This window comes from Bradyrhizobium sp. ISRA442, from assembly GCF_038085055.1.
Classification (GTDB): domain Bacteria; phylum Pseudomonadota; class Alphaproteobacteria; order Rhizobiales; family Xanthobacteraceae; genus Bradyrhizobium.
This window is the reverse complement of record NZ_JALGCN010000008.1, coordinates 307,550-332,916: the sequence shown is the minus strand read 5'-3', so window position 1 is coordinate 332,916 and position 25,367 is coordinate 307,550. Positions and strand designations below refer to the sequence as shown.

Genomic DNA, 25,367 nt, shown 5'->3' with positions numbered 1-25,367 from the left:
TTGCGAGCGAAGCGAAGCAATCCAGACCTTGTTCGCTGAGACAAACTGGATTGCTTCGTCCGCGGAGCCTGTGATCCGGCCCGCCAAACGCGGGACCGGGTGGCTCCTCGCAATGACAGCACTCAATTCGCCCCCGCATCCAGCCGGAATGCGTTCTCGACGATGCGCAGGCCGACCTCGCCACCCAGCGACATCAGCGACTCCGGGTGGAATTGCACGCCGGCGACTGGCAGCGTCTTGTGCTCCAGCGCCATGGCGACGCCATCCTCGGTGCTTGCGGTCACGTTCAGAACATCCGGCATGCTGTCGCGCTCGACATAGAGCGAATGATAGCGGCCGATCACGATCTCGTTCGGCAGATTGCGCATCAACCTGCCGCCACGCACCTGAACGCGCGAGGGCCGGCCGTGGGCGGGATGGACGAGCTGCCCGAGTTCGCCGCCGAAATATTCGCCGATCGCCTGCACGCCGAGGCAGACGCCGAACACCGGCAGCTTCTTCTCCAGCGCTGAATCGATCGTCTTCTTGATCCCGAAATCCTCTGGCCGTCCCGGCCCGGGCGACAGCACCAGCAGATCCCACTTCTTCTGCTTGAGCATGTCGAGCGCATGCACATAGCGGACCACGGTGACGCTGGCGCCGACCTGGCGGAAATAGTCGGCGAGCATGTGCACGAAGCTGTCATCGTGATCGATCAGCAGCACCTGCTTGCCCGAGCCGGTCGCATCGGGCGCGAAGGTCGATAGCGGCTTCGGCGGATCGCCGCGCAGCGCCTGGAACAGTGCCGCCGCCTTTACCTGGCATTCGCGGTCTTCGGCGGCGGGGTCCGAATCGAACAAACAGGTCGCGCCGACGCGCACTTCGGCGAGACCGTCCTTCATCCGGATGGTGCGGATGGTGAGGCCGGTGTTGATGCTGCCGTCGAAATTCACCGCGCCGATTGCGCCGGCGTACCAGCGCCGCGGCGAACGCTCGTGATCCTCGACGAACTGCATCGCCCAGAGTTTTGGCGCGCCGGTCACCGTCACCGCCCAGGCATGGGTGAGGAACGCATCGAGCGCATCGAAGCCGGGACGCAGCATACCCTCGACGTGATCGACAGTATGGAAGAGCTTTGAATAGGTCTCGATCTGGCGGCGCGCCAAAACCTTGATCGTGCCGGGGACACAGACGCGCGCCTTGTCGTTGCGGTCGACGTCGGTGCACATGTTGAGCTCGAACTCGTCCTTCTCCGAGTTCAGGAGCTGGCGGATCTGCTCGGCGTCGCCGATCGCATCGGTGCCGCGCGCGATGGTGCCCGAGATCGGGCAAGTCTCGACGCGGCGCCCGTCGGAGCGCACGAACATTTCCGGCGAGGCCGACACCAGGAATTCGCCGTCGCCGAGATTCATCAGCGCGCCGTAGGGCGACGGGTTGATGACGCAGAGGCGTTGAAAAACTTCGGCCGGCGAGCGGTCGCACGGTTCTGCGAAAAGCTGCCCCGGCACCGCCTCGAACAAATCGCCGCGCGCAAATGCCGCGCGCGCGGTCTCGACCGTTGCCTGATATTCGCCGGGCGCGTGATCGGCAAAGCCCTGACGTTGTGTCTTCAGGTAAGGGCTGTCGGCGGTCTCGCGCGGCAGGCCTTCCGTGCCCCTGCCCTTCCAGGCGAAATCGTAGGTCAGGACCACGCCGCGGCCGGTGGCGCGGTCATAGGCAAGCAGCCGATCCGGAACATAGAGCACGATGTCGCGCTGGTCCTGTTCGCGCGGGCGCTTCTGCACGAGGTCCTCGATCTGGAACACGAGGTCGTAGGCGAAGGCGCCGAACAGGCCGAGCAGCGCGTCGTCATTGGCAGAGAAGGCGGCGATGAGATCGCGCACCAGCGACATCACGCTGGCGCGTCGCGTGCGCTGGTCTTCCTCGACCGGGGCATCGCCGCGGATGATGTGGCCGGCGAGGCGCGAAGCGGTCCTCTCGGAGATCACCACGCAGGGCTCGCGCAAGACGTCGCCGAGGAAGGCGATCAGCACTTGCCCGCGCCCGTTCAGCGCTTCGAGGGTGAAGTTGAAGCCGACCGTCTCGAGCTTGAGCGGCGGGTCCGAGAAGCCGAGGTCAAAACTCTCGTAGCGGCCGGGCACGGTCGTGCCCGAGGACAGCACTACGCCGCGGCGGCGATCAAGCAGGCTGATGAGATCGTCGAGCCTGTTGGCGCCGCCGGTGAACTGCTCCACCACGCGCGTGATCGCAAGGCCGGCACGGGTCGCATATTCGCTTCTGGCCGGAAGGGCAAAGACTGTCCTGTTCATGTGATCCTCTTGGGCTCCTCTTACGAGACTTGCCGAGGGAACGCCACACAGGACGAACGATCAGGCCGCCGCACTGCGTTGGCGACCTTCGACGATTTTGAGAAAAGAAATCGCACCGGCCACCTCTTTAGGAGGTGCGCCACCAACGACGGGCTGGGCGGACGGCGGTGCTCATGGGGGAACTAACACCATGGCGCGGGAGCGGCGTCAAGGGCGGGTCTCCGGGCTACACTTCGTCGTCCCGGACAAGCGAAGCGCAGATCCGGGACCCATAACCACAGGAAGTGGTTTGGCGAAGACGTCCCCTACCCCAGATGCTTCCTGAAAAACTCCGCCGCCCGGCCCCAGGCGAGCTCGGCAGCTTCTCGGTCGTGCACGGCCTGGCGCTGCTCGTTGACGAAGGCGTGCTCGGCGTCATAGCGGAACAGCTCCAGCGACTTGCCGGCGGCCTTCATGCCCTTTTCGAAGGCATCCACCACCTGCGGCGTGCACCAGTCGTCCTTGTTGGCGAAGTGGGCCTGGAGCGGAATCTTGACATCGGCGGGCTTGGCCGCCTGCTCCGGCGGGATGCCGTAGAATACGACGCCGGCTGCAAGCTCCGGGATTTTCGTGGCTCCGATGATGGTCACCGCGCCGCCGAGGCAGAAGCCGGTCAAGCCGACCTTGGCACCGTTGCGCGACAGATATTGCGTGGCGCCGCGCACCGTCTGCGTGGTGGCATCCATGAAGTCGAGCGAGTTCATCTCGTTGTTGGCGCTCTCCGTGTCGTGATACGGCACGACCTTGCCCTTGTAGAGATCGGGCGCCAGCGCGTCGAAGCCGGCCAACGCGAAGCGGTCGCACAGACCCTTGATCTGGTCCGACAGCCCCCACCACTCCTGGATCACGACCACGCCCGGCGCATTGCCGCGCGCGGCGTTGGCGAGATAGCCCGATGCATCCTTGCCGTCCGGTCGCTTGAAGGTGATGACGGTTCCCATGTTGTCCTCCGACGGTGTTCTGGGGGCGGTCGGCGGTATTTTGGCCGGTGGGCACGCGATAGGCAATCGCGCCAAACAACACACTCTCGTGCCCCGGATGCAATGCAGTGCGCCGCGCTTCGCGGCGTGATGCATTGCTGATCCGGGGCCTAGCCACGCACGAAAGGCTGGGTCCCGGCTCAGGGGCGCACCGTTGCACGCTGCGCCGCCTCCGGGACATGAGTGCGCGCAACAAAAAAGCCCCCGTCTCGGGGGCTTTTTCATTCTTATCGCGCCTTCGCCGCTCAATGCGAGTCGGCCCAGACCTTCTTCTTGGTGAAGTACATCAGGCCCGCGAAGATGATCAGGAACACGAACACCTGGAAGCCCAGGCGCTTGCGCGCTTCCATGTGCGGCTCGGCGGTCCACATCAGGAAGGTGGTGACGTCGTGAGCGTACTGCGCGACTGTGGTCGGCGAGCCGTCGTCATAGGTCACCTGGCCGTCGCTGAGCGGCTTCGGCATCTTGATGGCATGGCCCGGGAAGTACTTGTTGTAGTAGGAGCCCTCCGGGATGGTCACACCCTCCGGCACCTTCTCCTCGAAGCCCTGAAGCACAGCCGCGACGTAGTCCGGCCCCTGCTCCTGGTACTGGGTGAAGAAGTCGAAGATGAACCAGGGGAAGCCGCGTTCGTAGGAGCGCGCCTTGGTGATCAACGACAGGTCGGGCGGCGCCGCACCGCCGTTCGCCGCACGAGCCGCCTGCTCGTTCGGGAATGGCGAGGGGAAATAGTCGGCTGGGCGGCCCGGGCGCTCGAACATGTCACCGGCATCGTTCGGGCCATCCTTGATCTTGTATTCCGAGGCAAACGCCACCGCCTGCGCCGGCGAATAGCCGGGGCCGCCGGCTTCCGCGAGATTGCGGAAGGCGACGTAGGACAGGCCGTGGCAGTTGGCGCAGACCTCCTTGTAGACCTTCAACCCGCGCTGAAGCGCGCCGCGGTCGAACTTGCCGAAGGGACCCGCGAACGACCACTTGTTGGCCGGCGGCTTGTCGTTGCCTTCGGCGGCGCGGGCGTCCTGCAACGTGCCGAGGAACAGCGCACCCGCAGCAACGAGCGCAACAGCGACGGAAGCCACCACCTTGCCGCCCCTGGCAAGCACCGCCTCCGAGATCGAGTTCGGCACCGGCCGCGGCGTCTCGATGCGCGAGAGCAGCGGCAGCACGATCAGGAAGTAGGCGAAGTAGCAAACCGTCAGGATGCGGCCGGCGATCACATAGATGCCCTCCGGCGGCTGTGCGCCGAGATAGCCGAGCAGCAGGCAGACCACGACGAAGATCCAGAAGAACTGCTTGGCCAGCGGACGGTACTTCGAGGACCTGGTCCTGGCGCTATCGAGCCAGGGCAGGAAGCACAGGATGAGGATCGCCGAGAACATCGCGATGACGCCGGCGAGCTTGTTCGGGATCGAGCGCAGGATCGCGTAGAACGGCAGGTAGTACCACTCCGGCACGATGTGCGGCGGTGTCACGCCCGGGTTCGCCGGGATGTAGTTGTCGGCATCGCCGAGATAGTTCGGCATGTAGAAGATGAACCAAGCGTAGAGGATCATGAAGCAGGCGACGCCGAACATGTCCTTGATGGTCGCATGCGGCGTGAATGGTACCGTGTCCTTTTCCGACTTCGGCTCGACGCCGTCAGGATTGTTCTGGCCTGCGACATGCAGCGCCCAGACGTGGAGCACGACCACGCCTGCGATCAGGAACGGCAGGAGGTAATGCAGCGAGAAGAAGCGGTTCAGCGTCGGGTTGCCGACCGAGTAGCCGCCCCACAACAGCGTCACGATGCTCTCACCGACATAAGGAATGGCGGAGAACAGGTTGGTGATGACGGTGGCGCCCCAGAAGCTCATCTGGCCCCACGGCAGCACGTAGCCCATGAAGCCGGTCGCCATCATCAAGAGGTAGATGATGACGCCGAGGATCCACAGCACCTCGCGCGGCTGCTTGTACGACCCGTAATAGAGGCCGCGGAACATGTGGACGTAGACGGCGAAGAAGAACATCGACGCGCCGACGGCGTGCATGTTGCGCAGCAGCCAGCCATAGTTGACGTCGCGCACGATCAGCTCGACCGACTTGAAGGCCAGATCGGCATAGGGCGTGTAGTGCATCGCCAGAATCACGCCGGTCAGGATCTGCATCCCGAGCATGAAGGAGAGGATGGCGCCGAAGGTCCACCAGTAGTTCAGGTTGCGCGGGGTGGGATAGGCGACGAAAGACGAGTGCATGAGACCAAAGATCGGCAGGCGCCGCTCGATCCACTGCAGTGCCGGATTGCTCGGCTGGTAGTCGGATGGTCCGCTCATGATGCGATCCTGAGGAAATAAAACGACGTGACGGCGCGAAGCTTCGGACGAAGGCCCGAGGCTCAGCCGATCTGAATTTTGGTGTCGGAGACGAACTGGTAGGGCGGCACCGCCAGGTTGGCGGGCGCAGGCCCCTGGCGGATACGGCCGGACGTGTCGTACTGCGAACCGTGGCACGGGCAGAAGAAGCCGTCGTAATTGCCCTCATGGGCGATCGGGATACAGCCGAGATGGGTGCAGATGCCGATCACGACCAGCCATTGATCATGGCCGGACTTGACGCGCGCCTCGTCGCTCTGCGGATCGGGCAGGCTCGCCACGTTGACGGCGCGCGCTTCCTCGATCTGCTTCTTGGTGCGGTGGCTGATGTAGATCGGCTTGCCGCGCCAGAACACCTTGACGTCCTGGCCCTCGGCGATCGGGCTGAGATCGACCTCGATCGGCGCGCCGGCGGCGATCGTGGAGGCATCCGGATTCATCTGGGAAATGAAGGGCCAAAGCGCTGCTGCGCCCCCCACTGCGGCCGCTGCCCCCGTTGCAACGAATAGGAAATCACGGCGTGTCGGATGATCCGCCGAAGACGCTGTCGTCACGATTCCAACCCTTTCTTCTTATGCGACCGGTGGAACCGCCCCAGGGGGCGCCCAAAGGTCCCCAGAACAGGCTGCCGGCGCCCGCGGCCCCCCGCGGCAGAACTTTGCTTGCCCACGCCGAAACGGGTGAAACAGCAGTCCAGAATCGTTCTATTGGCACCCTTGCCGGGCGAGCGCAAGCCCGCTATCGGCGCGGAAGCGTGCAATGCACGAATTCCCGGGCGAGCGATGTTTTATTGAGACATTTCCGCCCCGCAACCGACGCCGCCACGCCCATGCAGATAGCACTTTTCCAGCCCGACATTCCGCAGAACACCGGTACGATTCTCAGGCTCTGCGCCTGCCTGGGGTTGGCCGCCCACATCATCGAACCCGCCGGTTTTCCTGTCTCAGACCGCTTGTTCCGCCGGGCGGGAATGGACTATCTCAACCATGTCAGCGTGACGCGGCACGACTCCTGGTCGAAATTTTCGGCCTGGCGCACGGAACAAGGCTACCGCCTGCTGCTGTTCACCACCAAGGGCGCCACGAACTATCTCGATTTCCGTTACCAGACGTCCGACATCCTGCTATTCGGGCGCGAGAGCGCCGGCGTCACTGACGAGGTGGTCGAGGCCGCGGATGCGCGGCTGGTGATCCCGATCAATCCGGGGCTGCGGTCGCTCAATGTGGCGATGACCGCGGCGATGGCCGCAGGCGAAGCGCTGCGGCAGGTCCGGAACCCGCAAGTTTGATACGTTGAGGAGAGAAGTTTGAGTTACGCGGTCAAGGAGATCTTCCTGACCCTGCAAGGCGAAGGCGCCCATGCCGGACGCGCCTCCGTGTTCTGCCGCTTTGCCGGCTGCAATCTCTGGAGCGGCCGCGAGGCCGATCGCGCGGAGGCGGTCTGCAAATTCTGCGACACGGATTTCGTCGGCACCGACGGCACGCTCGGCGGACGCTACGCGACGGCCGCGGAACTTGCCGACACCATCGCCGGACAATGGACCGGCGCAGGCCACAACCGCTACGTGGTGCTGACCGGGGGCGAGCCGCTGCTCCAGGTCGACGCCGCCCTGATCGAGGCGCTCCATGCGCGCGGCTTCGAGATCGGCGTCGAGACCAACGGCACGATCGCGCCCCCCGAGGGGCTGGACTGGATCTGCGTCAGCCCCAAGGGCGGAAGCGAGCTCGTGTTGCGGCACGGCCACGAATTGAAGCTGGTCTATCCTCAGCCGCTCGCTGCGCCGGAATCTTTCGAGGGCCTGGCCTTCGAGCGCTTCTCGCTGCAGCCGATGGACGGGCCCGAGGTCGCCGAGAACACGGCACGCGCCATCGACTATTGCCTGCGTCATCCGCAATGGCGGCTCAGCGTACAGACGCACAAGTCACTCGGCATCAGATAGGATCGGTCTGCGAACAGATGTGGGAATTGACGAAATCCTTCCGCTTCGAGGCTGCGCACTCGCTGTCCGGAACGACCTTCGGTGCGGCGAGCGAGGAAATCCACGGCCACTCCTTCCGCGCCGAGGTGAGCCTGCGCGGCACGCCTGATCCGGTGACCGGCATGGTGGTCGATCTCGGCCTCGTCCAGCGCGCGATCGAGGACGTGCGGCTGACGCTCGACCACAAGTACCTCAACAAGATCGAGGCCATTGGCGTGCCGACGCTGGAAAACCTCTCGCGCTTCGTCTGGGAGCGCCTCCAGCATATCGAGGGGCTGACCCGCGTCAGCATTTACCGTGACAGTTGCAACGAGAGCTGCACCTATTACGGTCCGCAGGGCTGACGGGATGGCATCTGTAGTGGACCTGAGCACGATCGAAGAACGCAAGGCTCGCGCGCGTGCCTGGTTCGAGCGCTTGCGCGACGACATCTGCGAAAGCTTCGAGCGGCTCGAAGACGACGCACCCACGGCACTCTATCCCGGCGAGGCCGGCCGCTTCGAACGCACGCCGTGGCAGCGCACCGACCATACCGGCGCGCCCGGCGGTGGCGGCGTGATGTCGATGATGTATGGCCGCCTGTTCGAGAAGGTCGGCGTGCACTGCTCGACCGTCCACGGCGAATTCGCGCCCGAATTCCGGGCGCAGATCCCGGGCGCTGCGGAGGATCCGCGCTTCTGGGCCTCCGGCATCTCGCTGATCGCGCACATGCGCAATCCGCACGTGCCGGCGGTGCACATGAACACGCGCTTCGTCGTCACCAGCAAGGCGTGGTTCGGCGGCGGCGCCGATCTCACGCCCGTGCTCGACCGCCGGCGCACGCAGGAGGATGCCGACACGATCGCTTTCCACGCCGCGATGAAAGAGGCCTGCAGCGGACCGAACGGCGTCGCCGACTACGACAAGTACAAGACATGGTGCGACGAGTATTTCTACCTGCCGCACCGGAAGGAGGCGCGCGGCGTCGGCGGCATCTTCTACGACTGGCACGACAGCGGCGACTGGGACGCCGACCTTGCCTTCACCCAGGATGTCGGCCGTGCCTTCCTGAAGATCTACCCTGAAATCGTGCGGCGCAATTTTGCGACGAAGTGGACTGCCGGTGATCGCGAGGAGCAGCTCATCCGCCGCGGACGCTATGTCGAGTTCAACCTGCTCTACGACCGTGGCACGATCTTCGGGCTCAGGACCGGCGGCAATGTGGATTCGATCCTGTCGTCGCTGCCGCCGGAGGTGAAGTGGCCATGACCGCGATGAAGCCACTGCCCCGCGCCATGCTGATCGACATGGACGACACCATCCTGTCGGCCTATGGCCGTCCCGAGATCGCCTGGAACACGATCGCAACCGAGTTTGCCGAGGAGCTTGCGCCGCTGCCGCCGCAGCAGGTCGCAACCGCGGTGCTGTCCTTCGCGCGAAATTTCTGGGCGAATGCGGAAGCCGCGTGGCGGCTGAAGCTTGGCGAGGCGCGCCGCCTGACAGTCAAGGGCGGCTTCGCGGCGCTTGCGGCAGCCGGCCATCGCGCCCTTCCCGACGATCTCGCCATCCGCCTCGCCGATCGCTTCACCGCCTATCGCGAGGATGAAATGTTCGTCTTCCCCGGCGCGCATGATGCCATCGACCGGCTGAAGGCGCTCGGCATCAAGCTCGCGCTGGTCACGAACGGTGCTGCCGACATGCAGCGCGCCAAGGTCGAGCGCTTCGAGCTCGCGCACCGCTTCCACCACATCCAGATCGAGGGCGAGCACGGTTTCGGCAAGCCCGAGGAACGCGCCTATCTGCACGCGATGGACGCACTCGGCGTCACCGCGAAAGACACCTGGATGATCGGCGATAACCTCGAATGGGAAGTCGTGACACCGCAGCGCCTCGGCATCTACGCGGTCTGGATGGACGTGCATGGCGACGGCCTGCCCGAAGGCTCGACCGTGAAGCCCGACCGCATCATCCGCTCGCTGACCGAACTGGTGCCGGACCGGGTCTAAGCGGGGCGCACAACAAAAATCGAAAAACAACCCCATGCACTGTAGCCGGCTGCTGCAAATTCAACGACTTACGGATTTTACGAAACGTCTTTGACACGTCGGGCAAAACAGGGGCATGATGCCATCCTCGTGATGGCTGCAATGGAAGGCCTTAGTAGGCAGTCACCTGCGGCCCATCCTTCGAGATGCCCGCTAGCGCGGGCTCCTCAGGATGAGGTCTTGTCTCGGCGCAATGTGAGACCCTCATGGTGAGGAGCCCGCCCCAGCGGGCGTCTCCCGGACGATGCTTCGCATCGCCTAGAGAACCATGCAGGCCGAGCACCCACGTAGTCGTAAGAGCCAATCGGGATCCCCCACCACATTCGCCCGTGTTCGACATGTCATGACAAATTGCTAGCCTCGTCCGGGTCGATCAACTCGAAAGGACTATCTATGGAATTGAAAGTCGGCGATGTCGTGATGCTGAAATCCGGCGGCCAGCCGCTGACCGTCGCGGAGATCAAGGAGGACGAGGTGCTCTGCCTCTGGATGGGCATGGAAGGCGACCTGTTCCGCGAGACGCTGCCGCTCGCCACACTCATGCAGGTCGAAGAAGACCACGATGAGGATGAGGACGACGAGGACGAGGAAGAAGACGACGAGGATGACGAGTAAGTCCGCCTAAGACCCCATCCTGGTCAGATCGGAGCGTTCCGCTCCGGCGCGCCTGATGTCCGCTTCTTTGCCAACAACGGCGCGATAGCGGACATCGCTGGATGTCGCAGATGGGGCCAGAAGCGGCAGTCACCGATGTCCAGTCTTACACCATCGTCGCCGGACCCGGCACGCTACACCTTTGGCGAACGATCAGAAGCCCACATACTCGTTCATGTAAAAGGTGTTGAGAATGGAAATCCGAGGCTGATCGGTTTTGATGGGCGGGCGGCCGTGCCAGCTCATCTTTGTCAGCGAGTGATAGGCCTTCAGGACCACGAACGCGTATCCGACATTGGGCAGGAAAGGGATGGTTTTCACAGGCTCCAGGCAGTACGAACCCACATGAAACAGGCCTTTGAGGGAAGCCCGATAGAGCGTCGTGCCGAGAGCTTCCTGGCTGATGTCGGCCGGACAATAAAGCTGCATCGTCACGACCTTTTTGCGTGTGTCCGGATGCGGCTTGATCTGGTAGCCATCCCTGTCCCAGTAGACCACCGGCTTCGCTATCAGCTTCAGAGCGTCGGCGTCGGGCACCTTGTCGCCGCGGGCGCGAATTGCGAGCCCGTCATGCAGTCTGTTCCGGATCGCCCGCTCGACCCCCTTCGAGGTCAACATGATCGATACCGCAGCCCATGCAAATCGCAGTGCCGGGTCGATCTTTTCGATGTTCTCGCCATAGAGGCGCAATGCCACACGAGTTCCCGTGTCAGTGATCGGATCATATCCTTGAGTGGGGACACTCCGTATCAGATCCCGGTAGAAATCCGCGGGAAAGAAATTGCGGAAGACAATATGCGGGAAGGGAAAAGAGAAATAATCGGCAGTCTCGATGCTGGTAACCGCATGTGCGGTGAGCTCGTCGGCCAGATCAGAAGGAGCTATCTCCGCAAGTGCCGCCATGAGGACACCTCAGAACACGCTTTTGTCTAACTCTTTCAATGCTCGCTTTCTGGCCGAAACAAGGCACAAGCAGTCACCGCGGAGAGAAATGAAGGGCATAATCGCCTTGGCTCGTCCGCTCAGAGTTCGCCAATCGGCGCCTCCGGGTCACGTAATACGCACGGCCAGCAAATGACGTCGGCCCAGCCTCCGAAATGAGACCTAAGCGAGACCTGCCAAATTCGTCGCAATGGGCCTGGAAGCCGACTCTTTTAACTCCACGCCTTGGACGAGCTTGGATCCGCGGTCCAGGCGCAAATGCCATCTACGCGATGAGCTGCTTCGCGGCCGCCGAGATCATCACCAGGCCACCGGTAATCACGGCGACGTCGAGGATCGCGGTGTGGATATGCACCGGCATCCGCTCGACGAAAGCTTTCGCCAGGAACGCGCCGGGTATGGCGATCGCGCCGATCAGAAGCGCAAGGGCGAGCACCTGCGCGGTCACGGCGCCGGCCAGGCCGAACACCGAGATCTTGATGAGGCCGGTGCCGAGCGAGATCATCGCATCGGTCGCGATCACCGCGGCGCCTTCGAGCCCCGCCGCCATCAATAGCGAGAGCAGGATCACGCCGGAGCCCGACGTGCCGCCCACCAGCACGCCATAACCGACGGAACCTGCCGCAAGGCCGGTATTGCCGATCTTGACCTCACGACGGCGGAGCACGCGACGCAATGGCACGCTCAGGATCAGCATGGTGCCGATCACGAGAGCGGCGCCGGCATTGGTGAGGCGCGTATAGCCGTAGGCGCCGAGCGCGGTCGTCACTGCCGCGCAGGCGAGCACGATCAGCGCGCGGCGGCGATCGGCATAGCGGACATAGGCAGCCGCGCGGCTGAGATTGGTGAAGATCGCGGAGATCGCGATGATCGGCACTACCGGCTCGGCGCCGACCAGAGGCACCAGCACCAGCGGCATCAAGGCGCCGGTGCCGTAGCCGGCAAGGCCGCCGATGATCGAAGCAAACAACGCCATCAACGCGACCAGCAAGAGCTGAAGGATCGAGATGTCAGCGAAGCCTGAGACGATGGTCACGTTTTCTGATCGCGGCTGACGCGTGCCGCAGCTTGATCGGCGATGGAGGCGAGCGCCGCCTCGTCTAGGGGAAAATTCGCGGCAAGCCAAGCGTCCTCGGCGAGCGTCAGCACGTGCCCGAGCGAAGGTCCTTCCGCAAGACCGCGCGCGATGAAGTCGGCCGCGCGAAGCGGAAACTTCGGCGCGGTCCAGCGCTGCGGCAGTTCGGCGAGCTCGCGCCAGCGCGATGCATCCACGTCAACGCCGCTCCTCGCCCAGGCCAGCAACACGCGATCGTGATAACGCTCGGCACCCAACCGGTACAGCAGCCGCCGCGCATGGGCCTCGTCCTTGGCGACAAACCGCCACCAGCGATGCCCCATCGAATCGAGCGCCTTGGCTTCGGCATTGGAGAGCCTTAGGCGCACGGCGACGCGCTTCGCATCCTCGGTCACGGCCACCGTCAATGCGGCAAGGCGCCGGGTCGCACTCGCCGGCAGACCGAGCGTGCGCTCGATCGCGATCATCGCCGACAGCGGCCCGGTATAGGCGACGCCTCCGATCAGGGCTTGCAGCAAACCGCCCTCGACCATCGCGCCGACCGCAGCGGCCGCGCCGCCCGCTACCAACAGCTTCAGCATCTCCATGCGCACGCGTTCGGCCGAAAGATTCGCAAGGCCGGCGCGGCCGCGGATGCAGGCGAGACAGCCGTCGCGATCGGGCTCGCCGACGCCGAAGGCGGCGTGGATGCGGAAGAAGCGCAGGATACGCAAATAGTCCTCGGCAATGCGCCGGTCGGGATCGCCGATGAAGCGCACACGGCGCGCGGCGACGTCGGCGAGCCCGCCGACATAGTCGTGCACGGCGCCGCTCGCATCGACCGACAATCCGTTCATGGTGAAGTCGCGCCGCTCGGCGTCCCTCATCCAGTCGCGGCCGAAGGCGACCTTGGCCTTGCGGCCGAACGTCTCGGTATCCTGGCGCAGCGTCGTGATCTCGTAAGGGTGCCCGTCGATGACGAGCGTGACGGTGCCGTGGTCGACGCCGGTCGGCACGCTCTTGATGCCGGCGCTCTTGGCGCGCCGCATCACCTCTTCCGGCAGCGCAGTGGTCGCGATGTCGATGTCGCCCGGCGACAGGCCGAGCAGCGCGTTGCGTACGGCGCCGCCGACCACGCGCGCTTCCTCGCCATTGGCGTTGAGCAGTTGCAGGACGCGCGCAGTCCCGCCGGAGGTCAGCCAGGGCGCATCGGCAAGCAATGGCTCCGCGCTCATCTCTCAGCCCCTATCTTTCCATGCCCGGCACGAGCTTGCCGTTCTCGAGATGGGCGGGAACGTAGGTCGAATCCGGTGCGGCGCCGGAGAAATGCGCAAGCCCGATCAGGCCCGCGATCACCAGCACGAGCGCAACCAGCGCAAGACGAGCGATGGTGTAGATCTGCCAGGATGACTGCACGAACAGGCCGGAGCGCGTAGCGACCAGGAAAAGCGCATAGACCGCAAAAGGAATGAGGAAAATTCCGATCTCGGTCAGCGCCGGCCGGATCATGACACATAGATCCGCTCATAAAGCACACGCAACATTCCGGCCGTCGCGCCCCAGATGTAGCGTTCCGCAAACGGCATCGCGTAGTAAAATCGCTCCATGCCGCGGAATTCCTTGCTGTGCACCTGGTGGTTCGTCGGGTTCATCAGGAAGGATAGCGGCACCTCGAACGCATCATCAACCTCGGAATGATTGATCGTGAGCTGAAAGCCCGGCCGCACCCTGGCGACGGTCGGCAGGATGCGGAAGCCGAAGGCGGTGCCATAGAGATCGAGATAGCCGATCGGCTCGACGAAATCGCGGGAAAGTCCGACCTCTTCCTCGGCCTCGCGCAGCGCAGCATCGAGCGGGGACGCGTCGGTCGCGTCGATCTTGCCGCCGGGAAAGGCGATCTGGCCGGCGTGATCGCTCAGATGCGCCGAGCGCTGCGTCAGCAGCACGGTCGGCTCGGGATGGTCGACCACCGCGATCAGCACCGCGGCCGGGCGCACCGGCTGCTCGCGCGCGACGATCTCGAGCATCTTGTCGGTGCCGGGATCGCCGGAGGCCGGAATGATGTTGGGATCGTAGAGGCCGGGCGGGACGTCGAAACGGAGGCGCGCGTTGGCGCGGGCGAAGAAATCCGCCGCGCTGGTCGCGACGGGCTCGTTCTTCAGGACAGGCTTGTTCAAAGTGCGGCCCTCACCTGCTCCGCGTCGGCCATGGCGAAGAATTCGCCGGCCGACTCGACGCCGAACATCGGCTGGCCATCGACCATCCGCTCCTCGCCCATGTCAACCAGATCGTAATAGAGCGCGCGGGTCACCTTGGCCCAGAGATCGGCACGCACATGCAGGTAGGGCGTCAACCCGCCGTCGTCAGCCTCTTCGAAGCGAAGCCTATGCGCGGCATCGCAGATGACCCAGTCGTCGACATTGGTGCGGAAGCGGAGCACGCGATGGTTGTCGTCGCCGTCCTGCTGCATCTCGACCGCCATGAACGGCGCATCGTCGACGCGGATGCCGACCTTCTCCACCGGCGTGACGAGGAAATGCTTGCCGTCTTCGCGCTTCAGGATCGTCGAGAACAGGCGGACGAGCGCGGGCCGCCCGATTGGTGTGCCCATGTAGAACCATGTACCATCAGCGGCGATTCGGATGTCGAGATCGCCGCAGAACGGCGGATTCCAGAGATGCACGGGCGGTAACCCTTTTTGCGCGCCTTGCGTGTTGGCGGCACTCTTTGCAGCGCTCTTGGCGGCGGCAGTCAGCCCCTCAAGACCGCGACCGGTGCTCTGCCCTTGGTTCGCCATGGTTTGCCCTGACTTTGTCGTTTGGCACGTTTGCTGCAGGTCTACGTTGTATGTGGGTGCGCGGTTCCATACCGGACTAATCCGGTATGGGAGGTCGCCACTTCGTGATGCCGTACATATCCCGAAGCCGATAAGGTGGGGATAGGTTAATTCAACGAATACATGGCCTTCCCTGCAAGTCTAGCATGGGGCCCATGTCATGACATGACGACGCAAGCGAGCCGCATGGCAGGTTCAAGGAGCTGACGGATGGCGGAAAGTGTCGAAAAACTCGAGGACGGAGTAGTCCGTTCGGCCGAGCAGGTGTCGAGCCAGATTCGCGCGGCGAAGGACGCGATCGCGACCGTCATATTCGGCCAGGATCGCGTGATCGAGAACACGCTGGTCACGATTCTCTCCGGCGGTCACGCACTCCTGATCGGCGTGCCCGGCCTTGCCAAGACCAAGCTGGTGGAGACGCTCGGCGTGACGCTCGGTCTCGATGCCAAGCGCATCCAGTTCACGCCCGACCTGATGCCGTCGGACATTCTCGGCGCCGAAGTGCTCGACGAGAGCACCGCCGGCAAGCGCTCGTTCCGCTTCATCGCGGGTCCCGTGTTCGCGCAGCTCCTGATGGCCGACGAGATCAACCGCGCGAGCCCGCGCACGCAATCGGCGCTGCTGCAATCGATGCAGGAGCAGCACATCACGGTTGCCGGCGCGCGCCACGATCTGCCGAAGCCATTCCATGTGCTGGCGACGCAGAACCCGCTGGAACAGGAAGGCACCTATCCGCTGCCCGAGGCGCAGCTCGACCGCTTCCTCATGGAGATCGACGTCGACTACCCCGACCGCGACGCCGAGCGGCGCATCCTGTTCGAGACCACCGGCGCCGAGGAGACGCTGGCCAAGGGATCGATGACGGCGGATGCGCTGATCACCGCACAACGGCTGGTCCGGCGGCTGCCGGTCGGCGATTCCGTGGTGGAAGCGATCCTGTCGCTGGTGCGCTCGGCCCGTCCGGGACCCGAGGGCGGTGACGCCGGCAAGTTCATCGCCTGGGGACCCGGCCCGCGCGCCAGCCAATCCTTGATGCTCGCGGTGCGCGCCCGCGCGCTGATCGACGGACGTCTGGCGCCTTCGATCGACGACGTACTCGACCTCGCCGAGCCCGTGCTGAAGCACCGCATGGCGCTGACCTTCCAGGCGCGCGCCGAAGGTCGCACGATTCCGGACGTGATCGGGCAATTGAAGACACGGATCGGTTGATGGCCGCAGACAACGGGCACAAAGCGAAGGAGACCGTAGCGATCCGACGTGCCGATGGCGAAAGCCGCACGCTCGCCGCATCGCTGCCGCGCCTGGTGCTGGAAGCCCGCCGCATCGCCGCCAACGTCATTCACGGCCTGCATGGCCGCCGCCGTGCCGGCTCGGGCGAAAGCTTCTGGCAGTACCGCCGCTTCGTCTCCGGCGAGCCGTCGCAGAATGTCGACTGGCGGCGCTCGGCACGGGACGAGCATCTTTATGTCCGCGAGCATGAATGGGAGGCGGCGCATACGGTCTGGATCTGGCCCGATCGCTCGCCCTCGATGGCGTTCGCCTCGAAGCAGGCGCGCGAGTCCAAGCTCGAACGCACGCTGATCGTGGCCTTTGCGCTGGCCGAGCTCCTGGTCTCCGGCGGCGAGCGCGTCGGGATTCCCGGCCTGATGGCGCCAACCGCAAGCCGCAGCGTCATCGACAAGATGGCGCAGGCGATGTTGCATGACGATGCCGACCGCCTGAGCCTGCCGCCGTCCTTCATTCCCTCGGCGCTCGCCGAAACGGTCGTGCTGTCCGACTTCTGGTCGCCGATTGCGGAGATCAGAACCATGCTTGCCGGGCTGTCCGGCTCCGGTGCCCACGGCACGCTGGTGCAGATCGTCGATCCTGCCGAAGAGACCTTCCCCTATGCCGGCCGGGTCGAGTTCGTCGAGCCGGAAGGCTTCGGCATGATCACCGCCGGCCGCGCCGAAAGCTGGGTGCAGGATTACACCGAACGCCTCGCGCAGCATCGCGACCAGATCCGCGCCGAGACCAACAAGCTCGACTGGTTGTTCTCGACGCATGCGACCGACCGCTCGGCCGCAGAACTGCTGCTATTCCTGCATGCCGGCATGCAGGTGAGCAAGTCGGGCGCGCGCTCCACCACGATCAAGGCGGGGCCGGCCGCATGATGGGATTGCCGCTCGCCTTCACCGAACCGCTGCTCCTGATCGGGCTCGTCAGCCTTCCCGTGCTGTGGTGGCTGCTCCGCGTCATGCCGCCGCGGCCGCGCCGCATCGAGTTTCCGCCGACGCGGCTGTTGTTCGACATCGCGCCGCGGGAGGAGACGCCTTCGCGGACACCCTGGTGGCTGACCGCGCTGCGCCTGCTGGCTGCGGCGCTCGTGATCTTCGCCGCCGCCGGCCCGATCTGGAATCCGCAGACCGGGATTGCCGGCAGCAAGGCGCCGCTGATGATCATGTTCGACGACGGCTGGAGCGCCGCCTCCAACTGGGAGGCCCGGATCAGGGCTGCCGACGAGCTGATTGCCAATGCCGACAACGACCGCCGCGCCATCGCGCTGGTGCCGCTGTCGGAGCCGAACCGCGACATCACCCTGATGCCGGCCGGCGCTGCGCGCGTTGCGCTGCGGCAGCTCGCGCCAAAGCCCTATTCGATCGAGCGCGTTGAAACTCTCACGGCGATCGACCGTTTCCTCAAGGCGACCGGCGACTGCGAGATCGCCTGGCTGTCGGACGGTGTCGACACCGGACGCGGCGAGGAATTTCTGCAAGGCCTCGGCAAGACGATCGGAGATCGCAGCTTGACCGTGTTCGAAGGCGGCACGTCCTCACCGCTGGCGCTCGCCGCAGCAGAGAACGCGGCTGCCCGGATGACGGTGAAGGTGCTGCGCACCGACAGCGGCATCGCCGCCGGCACCGTTCGGGCGCTGGACCAGAAGGGATCGCCGATCGGCGAAGCGCGCTACACTTTCGGCTCGCAGGACAAGGAGACGGAAGCCGCGTTCGACCTGCCGGTCGAGCTGCGCAACGACATCACCCGGCTCGAGATCTCCGGCGAGCGTTCCGCCGGCGCGGTGCAATTGCTGGACAAGCGCTGGCGTCGCCGCGCCATCGGCATCGTCTCGGGCTCGACCAGCGAGACCGCACAGCCGCTGCTGGCGCCGACGTTCTATCTCACCCGCGCGCTGGCGCCGTTCGCCGACGTGCGGCTGGCCGACAAGGGTTCGCCGCAGCAGGGCATCACTCAGTTCCTCGACCAGAAGCTGCCGATGATCATCCTGGCCGATGTCGGGACCATCGCGCCTGAGCTGCGCGAGCGTCTCAACGCCTGGCTCGACCAGGGCGGCGTGCTGGTGCGCTTCGCCGGTCCCCGCCTCGCGCAGGCCGAAGACGATCTCGTGCCGGTCAAGCTGCGCAAGGGCGGCCGCACGCTCGGCGGCAGCCTGACCTGGGAGAAGCCGCAGCATCTCGCCGCCTTTGCCGGCGACGGGCCGTTTGCCGGCGTCGCCGTCCCCAAGGACGTTACCGTGAGCCGCCAGGTTCTGGCCGAGCCCGACGCGGTGCTCTCGACCAAAAGCTGGGCCTCGCTCGAAGACGGCACGCCGCTCGTGACCGGCGAGCATCGCGGCAAGGGTCTCGTCAGCCTGTTCCACGTCAGTGCGGATATGCGCTGGTCGGACCTGCCGATGTCCGGCACCTTCGTCGAAATGCTGCGACGGATCGTCGACATGTCCGGCTACACGTCAAAACCGGGCCCCGGCGTCGCCAGCGAGGCAAGCAGCGAGACGGTGGCGCCGCTGCACATCCTCGACGGCTTCGGCGCGTTCGGTCCGCCGCCGGCAAGCGCCAAGCCACTGCCCGCGGATTATCGCGACCGTGCCACGCCGGACCATCCGCCCGGCTTCTATGGCCCGGCGGAAGGACCGCTCGCCGTGAACACGCTCGCCGCCGCCGACCGCATCGCACCGCTCAACACCGCGAGCCTGCGCGCGCGGCACGCCACCTACAGCAATGCCGAGCCGCGGGACTTGCGCGGATGGCTGCTGTCATCGGCGCTGGCGCTGTTCCTGATCGACGCCTTGATCGTCGCGCTGCTCGGCGGCGGCCTCGCCGCGCTGCTGCGCCGCCGTGGCGCAACCGCCGTACTCGCGATCGGACTGGTCGTTGCCGGCCTGGTGTCGCCCTCACCGTCGCGCGCTGACGGCGCCGCGGACGAGTTCGCGATGAAGGCGGTGTCGCAGACCCGGCTTGCCTATGTCGTCACCGGCAATGCCGACGTCGATTCCATCGTCAAGGCCGGCATGGCCGGACTGACGCTGTTCCTGGCGCAGCGCACCGCGCTCGAGGCCGGCGACCCCGTCGGCGTCGATCCGGCGCGCGACGAGCTGGCCTTCTTCCCGCTGGTCTACTGGCCGATCGTACCGGGTGCCCCGAAGCCGCCACAGGACGCGATCAACAGGATCGACGCCTATATGAAGCAGGGCGGCACCGTGATCTTCGACACCCGTGATGCGGTGGAAGCACCGCCCGGCGGGAACGGCGCATCGCAGACGCCCGGCATGCAGGCGCTGCGCGAGATCCTGTCCTCGCTCGACGTGCCCGAGCTCGAGCCGGTGCCGCGCGAGCACGTGCTGACCAAGACCTTCTACCTGCTGCGCGACTTCCCCGGCCGCTTCAACTCCGGCCAGACCTGGGTCGAGACGTTGCCGCGCGAGGACGACGACGAGAGCGCGCAGCGGCCCGCGCGCGGTGGCGACGGCGTCTCGCCGATCATCATTACCTCGAACGATTTTGCGGGAGCCTGGGCGATCCGTCCCGACGGCCAGCCGATGCTACCGCTCACGCCGGGCGAGCCGCGCCAGCGCGAATTCGCCTTCCGCGCCGGCGTCAACATCGTGATGTACACGCTGACCGGCAACTACAAGGCCGACCAGGTGCACGCGCCGGCCCTGATCGAGCGGCTGGGACAATAGGATCGACATGAATTACGGCATCGCGTTCACGCCGCTTGTCCCCGCGATCGTGCTCTGGGTAGCGCTCGCCGCGATCGTGGTGATCGCGGCCATCCTGCTGCTCGCGCGCGCGCGCGGCGCTGCCGTGCGCGTGGCAGCGCTGGCGCTGTTCCTGCTGGCGCTCGCCAACCCGTCCTTCACGCGCGAAGACCGCGATCCCCTCACCTCGGTTGCCGCCGTCGTCGTCGACAAAAGCCCAAGCCAGAACTTCGGCAACCGCACCCGCGAGACCGCGCAGGCGCAGCAATCGCTCGTCGACACTCTGAAGAAGATCAAGGGTCTCGAAGTGCGCGTCGTCGACGCCGGGCAGGCCGACGGCGAAACCGACGGCACGAGGCTGTTCGGCGCGCTCGCCTCTGCGCTGTCGGACGTGCCGGTCGACCGCGTCGCCGGCGCGTTCCTGATCACCGACGGCCGCGTCCACGACATTCCGGCCAACGCCGCCGCGCTCGGCTTCCAGGCGCCGGTGCACGCGCTGATCACGGGACAGAAGGACGAGCGCGATCGCCGCATCGCGATCACGGCGGCGCCGCGCTTCGGCATCGTCGGCCAGACCCAGACCATCACCTACCGCCTCGACGATCAGGGCGTCAGCGGCGAGCGCGCCAAGGTCACGGTCCGCCGCGACGGCGAGACGATCAACGAGCGCACGCTGTCGAGCGGACAGAGCGCGAGCGTCGACGTCGACATCAAGCATGCCGGCCCGAACATCGTCGAGATCGAGGCGTCACCGCTCGAGCGTGAGCTGACGCCGGTGAACAACCGCGCCGTCGTTGCCATCGACGGCGTGCGCGACAAGCTGCGCGTGCTGCTCGTCTCCGGCGAGCCGCATTCCGGCGAACGTACCTGGCGCAACCTGCTGAAGTCAGACGCCAGCGTCGATCTCGTGCATTTCACCATTCTCCGGCCCCCGGAGAAGCAGGACGGCACGCCGATCAACGAATTGTCGCTGATCGCGTTTCCGACCCGCGAGCTGTTCCAGCAGAAGATCAACGAATTCCAGCTCATCATCTTCGACCGCTATGCCCGCCAGGGCGTGCTGCCGATCGCCTATTTCGACAACATCGCGCGCTATGTGCGCTCGGGCGGCGCGGTGCTGGTTTCGGCCGGCCCCGATTACGCGTCGAACACCAGCATCTGGCGCACGCCGCTGGATTCCGTGCTGCCCGCCGAGCCTGTCGGCGTGACCGAGAAGCCGTTCTATGCGCATCTGTCCGACATCGGCAAACGCCATCCCGTCACGCGCGGGCTGGAGGGCTCCGCGAGCGAGCCGCCGCATTGGAGCCGCTTCTTCCGCACCGTCGACACCCGCAATGCCGTCAACCCGCCGGTGATGACGGGCGTGGACGGCAAGCCGCTGTTGTTCCTGTCGCGCTTCGGCGAGGGCCGCGTCGCGCTGCTGCTCTCCGATCACATCTGGCTGTGGGCGCGCGGCTATGAGGGCGGCGGCCCGCATCTCGATCTGCTCCGGCGGACGTCGCACTGGCTGATGAAGCAGCCCGATCTCGACGAGGAAGCCCTGCGCCTCCAGGTGCAGGGCAAGGATCTCGTGGTGATTCGCCAGACCATGTCGGACAGCGTCCAGCCGGTCAGCGTCACCTCGCCCTCGGGGGTGAGCCACGATCTCACCTTGAGCGCCGGCGAGCCCGGCGAATGGCGCGCCAGCCTGCCGGCCAACGAGCTCGGCCTGTGGCAGGCGACCGACGGCACGCTGAAGGCGCTGATCAACGTCGGCCCGACCAATCCGAAGGAATTTTCGGAGGTCACCTCCACCACCGAGACGTTGAAGCCGCTCGCGCAGGCGACCGGCGGCAACGCCGTGCGGGTGGTCGACGGCTCCAGCGTCGATCTGCCCCGCATCGTGCCGGTGCGGTCGTCCAGCGTGTTCCATGGCGATGGCTGGATGGGGGTCAGGATGCGCGACGCCAGCGTGGTGAAGGGCGTCGGCGTGCTGCCGATCTTCGCCGGCCTGATAGGGCTCCTGCTGCTGCTCGGCGCGTTCGCCGCGACCTGGGTCCGCGAAGGACGCTGACCCTAAAGCGCGATGTCATCGCGCTTTGGCGGTATTGTTTGAGCATTGTTTGAGTATGATCTTCTCGGAGAACCGCGTCGCGCTTTTCCGGATCATGCTCCGTTGCCCGAACGACACATCGCACGGCCGGTCTGCCCCGGCCCGCCGGGCGACGGTTGACATCCGCTGAGCGTTCCTGCGATGTTACTTTATAACATCGCGATGTCAGGGGATTGGCGCCTCGCGATGTGGGGTGCGTTCACAAGATGAAATGGTTCCGGTCGAACATCAGGCACGGCGCTCGGCTCGCGCTTTTCGCGCTGCTGGTGCAGTTCGCGCTGACGTTCGGACATAGCCATTGGTTCGCGCAGGCCGCACCGCTCGCACAGCAATCGCTGCAGCAGCCTGACGGCTACAAGGGTGTTACCGCGGTCGACCGCGCCGCGGTCCAGAAGCAAACGCCCTCGAGCCCCGATCGCGAGCAGCCCGGCGACGACAATTGCGCGATCTGCGCCGTGGTCGCGATGGCGGGCACCGTCGTGTTCGCGACGCCGCCTTTGCTGCTGCTGCCGCAAGCCGTGGAGCTGCTCTACCGCTCCACTGACGCTGAATTCATCCATCTGAAATCGGCCGGTGCGGCATTCCAGCCCCGCGCCCCTCCCGCGTCCTGACCTCCAACGCTTGATCACGCCCGGACTCGTCGCGGCCTTGAGCAGCGGCAATCGCCCGGGAGCCGTTGAAGTCGAATTGCAGGCCGCCTCCGATCAACAAGCAGACTTTCGGACGGCGCCTGACCGGAATCAGGACAATGACATCTAGATTGCGACGCGCGCAGCGCCTTAGCGGAGCAAGCCTGCTCCTGCTCGGCGCCGCCGCGACCCCGGCGCTCGCCCAAGAGTTGGCCCAGGAAAAGCCGGCCGCCACCGAGCTTCCCGCCGTCACGGTCACGGCGCCGAGCCCCATCCAGCGCAGGGCGGTCGTGCCGTCACGCACCCCAAGCCGCGTCGCCCGCGCCGCGCCTGCACGCCACCGCGAACGTGCGGCCGAACCCGCGCCGCCGGCCCCTACTCCACCCGCTGCACCTCAGCAAGGCGTGCTGCCGATCGTGACCAACCAGTTCGCCACAGTCACCGTTGTGCCGAACGAGGAGATCCGCCGCGAGGGCGGCGGGCAGCTCGGCGACCTCCTGTTCTCCAAGCCCGGCATCACCGGATCGAGCTTCGCGCCTGGTGCCTCCAGCCGGCCGATCATCAGGGGTCTCGACGTCAATCGCGTCGGCATCGTCGAGAACGGCACCAATTCCGGCGGCGCATCCGACCTCGGCGAGGATCACTTCGTCCCGATCGATACCCTTGCAACCAACCAGGTCGAAGTGGTGCGCGGGCCCGCCGCGCTTCGCTACGGCTCGACCTCGATCGGCGGCGTCGTGAGCGCCACCAACAACCGGATTCCGGATGCAGTGCCGACCTGCGACGCGCCGCCGTTCCAAACTTACGGCCTGCCGGCCAAGGCACCGCTCGCCACAGCCGCGACATCGCCCTGCGTCACGGCCGAGACGCGCTCCGCCTTCACTTCGGTCGATCGCGGCGTCGAAAGCGGTGTGCTGCTCGATACCGGCGGCGGCAACTACGCCTTCCATGCCGACGTGTATGGCCGCAACACAACGGATTACGGCATCCCGAGCTACCCGTATCTGTTCGACCAGACGCGGCCCATCACGAACGGCCGTCAGCCCAATTCGGCGACGCGCTCGGACGGCGCCTCGCTCGGCGGCTCCTACTTCTTCCAGGGCGGCTATATCGGCGCAGCGATCACGCAGAACGACTCGCTCTACCACATTCCCGGCATCGACGGCGCCGACCACAACACGCGGATTGACGCCCACCAGACCAAGATCAACGTCAAGGGCGAGTACCGGCCCGATGCCGCCGCGATCGACACCATCCGCTTCTGGGCCGGCGCCACCGACTACCGGCACAACGAGATCGGCCTTGCCGATCCCCTCGATCCCAACAGCGACGGCGTGCGGCAGACCTTCACCAACAAGGAGCAGGAGATCCGCACCGAGGTGCAGTTGATGCCGTTCAACGCCCGCTTCGCCGAGGTGACCACGGCGTTCGGCGTCCAGGCCGGCCACCAGGAATTGACCGCGCCGAGCCCCGACGATCCGGGCAGCCCACTCAACGGATTATGGGACCCTAACAATAACAACAGGGTCGCCGGTTACGTCTTCAACGAGCTGAAATTCACCGAGACCACCAAGGCGCAGATTGCCGGACGCATCGAACATGTCGATCTCTCCGGGACAACGCCGGCATTCATACCTCCCGTGTTCGACGTTAATATCGACCCTGCCAGTATTGGTCCTGCCACGCCGCGGAACCTGCACTTCACGCCCAAGAGTGCGAGCATTGGCCTGCTCCAGGATCTGCCGTGGGGTCTGGTTGCCAGCGTTACCGGTCAATACGTCGAACGAGCGCCGAAACCGGCAGAGCTGTTTTCGCGCGGCGCGCATGACGCGACCGCTACCTTCGACATCGGCAATCCGGACCTCGGCATCGAAACGGCAAAATCGATCGAGGTCGGCCTGCGGCGGGCGACAGGGCCGTTCCGTTTCGAACTCACCGGCTACTACACGAGGTTCAACGGCTTCATATTCCGCCGATTGACCGGCAACACGTGCGACGATGCCGCTTGTGTGGACATCGCCAATCCGGACCAGCTTGAACTGCAGCAAGCGAGATATTCGCAGCGCGATGCCATCTTCCGCGGCGGCGAATTCCAGTCGCAACTCGACGTCGGCGCGTTCCATGGCGGCATCTGGGGCATCGAGAACCAGCTCGACGCGGTGCGCGCCACCTTCACCGACGGCACCAACGTGCCGCGCATTCCGCCCGTGCGGATCGGCGGCGGCGTGTTCTGGCGCGACGACAACTGGCTGATGCGCGTCAACCTGTTGCACGCCTTCGCGCAGAACAACGTCGCCCCGATCGCGGAGACGCCGACGCCGGGCTATAACCTGCTGAAGGCCGAGGTCAGCTACAAGACCAAGCTCGGTCCCAATCCGTTCGGCGCGCGCGAGATGACGGCCGGCCTCGTCGGCAACAATCTCCTCAACGAGAGCATCCGTAACGCGGTGTCCTACACGAAAGATCAGGTTCTGATGCCCGGCATCGGCGTACGGGCGTTCGCCAACTTCAAGTTCTAGCCGAGACAC

The 25,367-nt window shown here is 65.4% G+C and carries 22 protein-coding genes; 12 read left to right on the top strand and 10 right to left on the bottom strand.

The genetic code is table 11. The annotated features are described in order from the left end of the window. Positions 1-122: 122 nt before the first annotated feature. The 4 genes from MTR72_RS19665 to petA all read right to left on the bottom strand — a co-directional run bounded on the left by MTR72_RS19665 (position 123) and on the right by petA (position 6,209). A complete protein-coding gene (locus MTR72_RS19665) occupies positions 123-2,288 on the bottom strand; it encodes an anthranilate synthase component I (RefSeq protein ID WP_280965479.1) in 2,166 nt (721 codons plus the stop codon). Between the two features lie 305 nt (positions 2,289-2,593). After that, the gene (locus tag MTR72_RS19660) at positions 2,594-3,268 is read right to left on the bottom strand and encodes a dienelactone hydrolase family protein (protein WP_280965480.1); all 675 of its coding nucleotides are present in this window, start codon (positions 3,266-3,268) and stop codon (positions 2,594-2,596) included. Between the two features lie 284 nt (positions 3,269-3,552). Then, positions 3,553-5,616 carry a cytochrome b/c1 gene (gene fbcH, locus MTR72_RS19655; RefSeq protein ID WP_280965481.1) on the bottom strand — a complete coding sequence of 688 codons (2,064 nt, stop codon included), beginning with the start codon at positions 5,614-5,616 and terminating at the stop codon, positions 3,553-3,555. Positions 5,617-5,678: 62 nt separating this feature from the next. After that, the gene (gene petA, locus MTR72_RS19650; RefSeq protein WP_280965483.1) at positions 5,679-6,209 is read right to left on the bottom strand and encodes a ubiquinol-cytochrome c reductase iron-sulfur subunit; all 531 of its coding nucleotides are present in this window, start codon (positions 6,207-6,209) and stop codon (positions 5,679-5,681) included. A 275-nt stretch (positions 6,210-6,484) separates the two neighbouring features. Here petA and MTR72_RS19645 point away from each other — a divergent pair, with 275 nt between their 5' ends. The 6 genes from MTR72_RS19645 (at position 6,485) to MTR72_RS19620 (ending at position 10,272) form a co-directional block, all read left to right on the top strand. Next, positions 6,485-6,943 carry a tRNA (cytidine(34)-2'-O)-methyltransferase gene (locus MTR72_RS19645; protein WP_280971051.1) on the top strand — a complete coding sequence of 153 codons (459 nt, stop codon included), beginning with the start codon at positions 6,485-6,487 and terminating at the stop codon, positions 6,941-6,943. Positions 6,944-6,961: 18 nt separating this feature from the next. Beyond that, positions 6,962-7,594, top strand: coding sequence for a 7-carboxy-7-deazaguanine synthase (queE, locus tag MTR72_RS19640; RefSeq protein WP_280965484.1), 633 nt, complete (start codon positions 6,962-6,964; stop codon positions 7,592-7,594). Between the two features lie 17 nt (positions 7,595-7,611). After that, positions 7,612-7,977: a 6-pyruvoyl trahydropterin synthase family protein gene (locus MTR72_RS19635; protein WP_280965485.1), complete on the top strand. Its 366-nt coding sequence runs from the start codon at positions 7,612-7,614 to the stop codon at positions 7,975-7,977. A gap of 4 nt (positions 7,978-7,981) precedes the next feature. Further along, entirely contained in the window at positions 7,982-8,881 is a 900-nt protein-coding gene (gene hemF / locus MTR72_RS19630) for an oxygen-dependent coproporphyrinogen oxidase (protein ID WP_280965486.1), read from the top strand. Beyond that, positions 8,878-9,618: an HAD family hydrolase gene (locus tag MTR72_RS19625; protein ID WP_280965487.1), complete on the top strand. Its 741-nt coding sequence runs from the start codon at positions 8,878-8,880 to the stop codon at positions 9,616-9,618. Before hemF ends, MTR72_RS19625 begins: the two co-directional genes overlap by 4 nt. Before the next feature lie 432 nt (positions 9,619-10,050). Next, positions 10,051-10,272, top strand: coding sequence for a YodC family protein (locus MTR72_RS19620; RefSeq protein WP_280965488.1), 222 nt, complete (start codon positions 10,051-10,053; stop codon positions 10,270-10,272). 192 nt (positions 10,273-10,464) lie between these two features. On the opposite strand, the gene MTR72_RS19615 is transcribed toward MTR72_RS19620, so the two are convergent. The 6 genes from MTR72_RS19615 to MTR72_RS19590 form a co-directional block, all read right to left on the bottom strand. Next, complete coding sequence (locus MTR72_RS19615) at positions 10,465-11,214, bottom strand: hypothetical protein (protein ID WP_280965489.1); 750 nt, start codon at positions 11,212-11,214, stop codon at positions 10,465-10,467. A 304-nt stretch (positions 11,215-11,518) separates the two neighbouring features. Beyond that, entirely contained in the window at positions 11,519-12,289 is a 771-nt protein-coding gene (locus MTR72_RS19610) for a sulfite exporter TauE/SafE family protein (RefSeq protein WP_280965491.1), read from the bottom strand. After that, entirely contained in the window at positions 12,286-13,542 is a 1,257-nt protein-coding gene (locus MTR72_RS19605) for a CCA tRNA nucleotidyltransferase (RefSeq protein ID WP_280965492.1), read from the bottom strand. The genes MTR72_RS19610 and MTR72_RS19605 overlap by 4 nt, the downstream gene beginning before the upstream one ends. 10 nt (positions 13,543-13,552) lie before the next feature. Beyond that, complete coding sequence (locus MTR72_RS19600) at positions 13,553-13,816, bottom strand: DUF6111 family protein (protein WP_280965493.1); 264 nt, start codon at positions 13,814-13,816, stop codon at positions 13,553-13,555. Beyond that, positions 13,813-14,484: a CoA pyrophosphatase gene (locus MTR72_RS19595; RefSeq protein WP_280965494.1), complete on the bottom strand. Its 672-nt coding sequence runs from the start codon at positions 14,482-14,484 to the stop codon at positions 13,813-13,815. Before MTR72_RS19595 ends, MTR72_RS19600 begins: the two co-directional genes overlap by 4 nt. Beyond that, positions 14,481-15,104 carry a DUF1285 domain-containing protein gene (locus tag MTR72_RS19590; protein ID WP_341510846.1) on the bottom strand — a complete coding sequence of 208 codons (624 nt, stop codon included), beginning with the start codon at positions 15,102-15,104 and terminating at the stop codon, positions 14,481-14,483. The genes MTR72_RS19595 and MTR72_RS19590 overlap by 4 nt, the downstream gene beginning before the upstream one ends. A 249-nt stretch (positions 15,105-15,353) precedes the next feature. Here MTR72_RS19590 and MTR72_RS19585 point away from each other — a divergent pair, with 249 nt between their 5' ends. The 6 genes from MTR72_RS19585 (at position 15,354) to MTR72_RS19560 (ending at position 25,358) form a co-directional block, all read left to right on the top strand. Further along, on the top strand, positions 15,354-16,352 hold the full coding sequence (locus MTR72_RS19585) for an AAA family ATPase (RefSeq protein ID WP_280965496.1): 999 nt from the start codon (positions 15,354-15,356) through the stop codon (positions 16,350-16,352). After that, entirely contained in the window at positions 16,352-17,296 is a 945-nt protein-coding gene (locus tag MTR72_RS19580) for a DUF58 domain-containing protein (protein ID WP_280965498.1), read from the top strand. The genes MTR72_RS19585 and MTR72_RS19580 overlap by 1 nt, the downstream gene beginning before the upstream one ends. Next, the gene (locus tag MTR72_RS19575) at positions 17,293-20,100 is read left to right on the top strand and encodes a DUF4159 domain-containing protein (protein ID WP_280965499.1); all 2,808 of its coding nucleotides are present in this window, start codon (positions 17,293-17,295) and stop codon (positions 20,098-20,100) included. The genes MTR72_RS19580 and MTR72_RS19575 overlap by 4 nt, the downstream gene beginning before the upstream one ends. Before the next feature lie 7 nt (positions 20,101-20,107). After that, complete coding sequence (locus MTR72_RS19570; RefSeq protein WP_280965500.1) at positions 20,108-22,171, top strand: hypothetical protein; 2,064 nt, start codon at positions 20,108-20,110, stop codon at positions 22,169-22,171. A gap of 245 nt (positions 22,172-22,416) precedes the next feature. Continuing rightward, positions 22,417-22,821 carry a DUF2946 domain-containing protein gene (locus MTR72_RS19565; RefSeq protein WP_280965501.1) on the top strand — a complete coding sequence of 135 codons (405 nt, stop codon included), beginning with the start codon at positions 22,417-22,419 and terminating at the stop codon, positions 22,819-22,821. A gap of 137 nt (positions 22,822-22,958) precedes the next feature. Further along, a complete protein-coding gene (locus tag MTR72_RS19560) occupies positions 22,959-25,358 on the top strand; it encodes a TonB-dependent receptor (RefSeq protein ID WP_280965502.1) in 2,400 nt (799 codons plus the stop codon). Positions 25,359-25,367: the final 9 nt, after the last annotated feature.

What these genes read in the sequence shown, in the direction of transcription:
- MTR72_RS19665 (WP_280965479.1), bottom strand. Translation starts at nt 2,288, where the DNA reads ATGAACAGGACAGTCTTTGCCCTTCCGGCCAGAAGCGAATATGCGACC.
- MTR72_RS19660 (WP_280965480.1), bottom strand. Translation starts at nt 3,268, where the DNA reads ATGGGAACCGTCATCACCTTCAAGCGACCGGACGGCAAGGATGCATCG.
- fbcH (WP_280965481.1), bottom strand. Translation starts at nt 5,616, where the DNA reads ATGAGCGGACCATCCGACTACCAGCCGAGCAATCCGGCACTGCAGTGG.
- MTR72_RS19645 (WP_280971051.1), top strand. Translation starts at nt 6,485, where the DNA reads ATGCAGATAGCACTTTTCCAGCCCGACATTCCGCAGAACACCGGTACG.
- MTR72_RS19635 (WP_280965485.1), top strand. Translation starts at nt 7,612, where the DNA reads ATGTGGGAATTGACGAAATCCTTCCGCTTCGAGGCTGCGCACTCGCTG.
- hemF (WP_280965486.1), top strand. Translation starts at nt 7,982, where the DNA reads ATGGCATCTGTAGTGGACCTGAGCACGATCGAAGAACGCAAGGCTCGC.
- MTR72_RS19625 (WP_280965487.1), top strand. Translation starts at nt 8,878, where the DNA reads ATGACCGCGATGAAGCCACTGCCCCGCGCCATGCTGATCGACATGGAC.
- MTR72_RS19620 (WP_280965488.1), top strand. Translation starts at nt 10,051, where the DNA reads ATGGAATTGAAAGTCGGCGATGTCGTGATGCTGAAATCCGGCGGCCAG.
- MTR72_RS19615 (WP_280965489.1), bottom strand. Translation starts at nt 11,214, where the DNA reads ATGGCGGCACTTGCGGAGATAGCTCCTTCTGATCTGGCCGACGAGCTC.
- MTR72_RS19605 (WP_280965492.1), bottom strand. Translation starts at nt 13,542, where the DNA reads ATGAGCGCGGAGCCATTGCTTGCCGATGCGCCCTGGCTGACCTCCGGC.
- MTR72_RS19600 (WP_280965493.1), bottom strand. Translation starts at nt 13,816, where the DNA reads ATGATCCGGCCGGCGCTGACCGAGATCGGAATTTTCCTCATTCCTTTT.
- MTR72_RS19590 (WP_341510846.1), bottom strand. Translation starts at nt 15,104, where the DNA reads ATGGCGAACCAAGGGCAGAGCACCGGTCGCGGTCTTGAGGGGCTGACT.
- MTR72_RS19585 (WP_280965496.1), top strand. Translation starts at nt 15,354, where the DNA reads ATGGCGGAAAGTGTCGAAAAACTCGAGGACGGAGTAGTCCGTTCGGCC.
- MTR72_RS19580 (WP_280965498.1), top strand. Translation starts at nt 16,352, where the DNA reads ATGGCCGCAGACAACGGGCACAAAGCGAAGGAGACCGTAGCGATCCGA.
- MTR72_RS19575 (WP_280965499.1), top strand. Translation starts at nt 17,293, where the DNA reads ATGATGGGATTGCCGCTCGCCTTCACCGAACCGCTGCTCCTGATCGGG.
- MTR72_RS19570 (WP_280965500.1), top strand. Translation starts at nt 20,108, where the DNA reads ATGAATTACGGCATCGCGTTCACGCCGCTTGTCCCCGCGATCGTGCTC.
- MTR72_RS19565 (WP_280965501.1), top strand. Translation starts at nt 22,417, where the DNA reads ATGAAATGGTTCCGGTCGAACATCAGGCACGGCGCTCGGCTCGCGCTT.
- MTR72_RS19560 (WP_280965502.1), top strand. Translation starts at nt 22,959, where the DNA reads ATGACATCTAGATTGCGACGCGCGCAGCGCCTTAGCGGAGCAAGCCTG.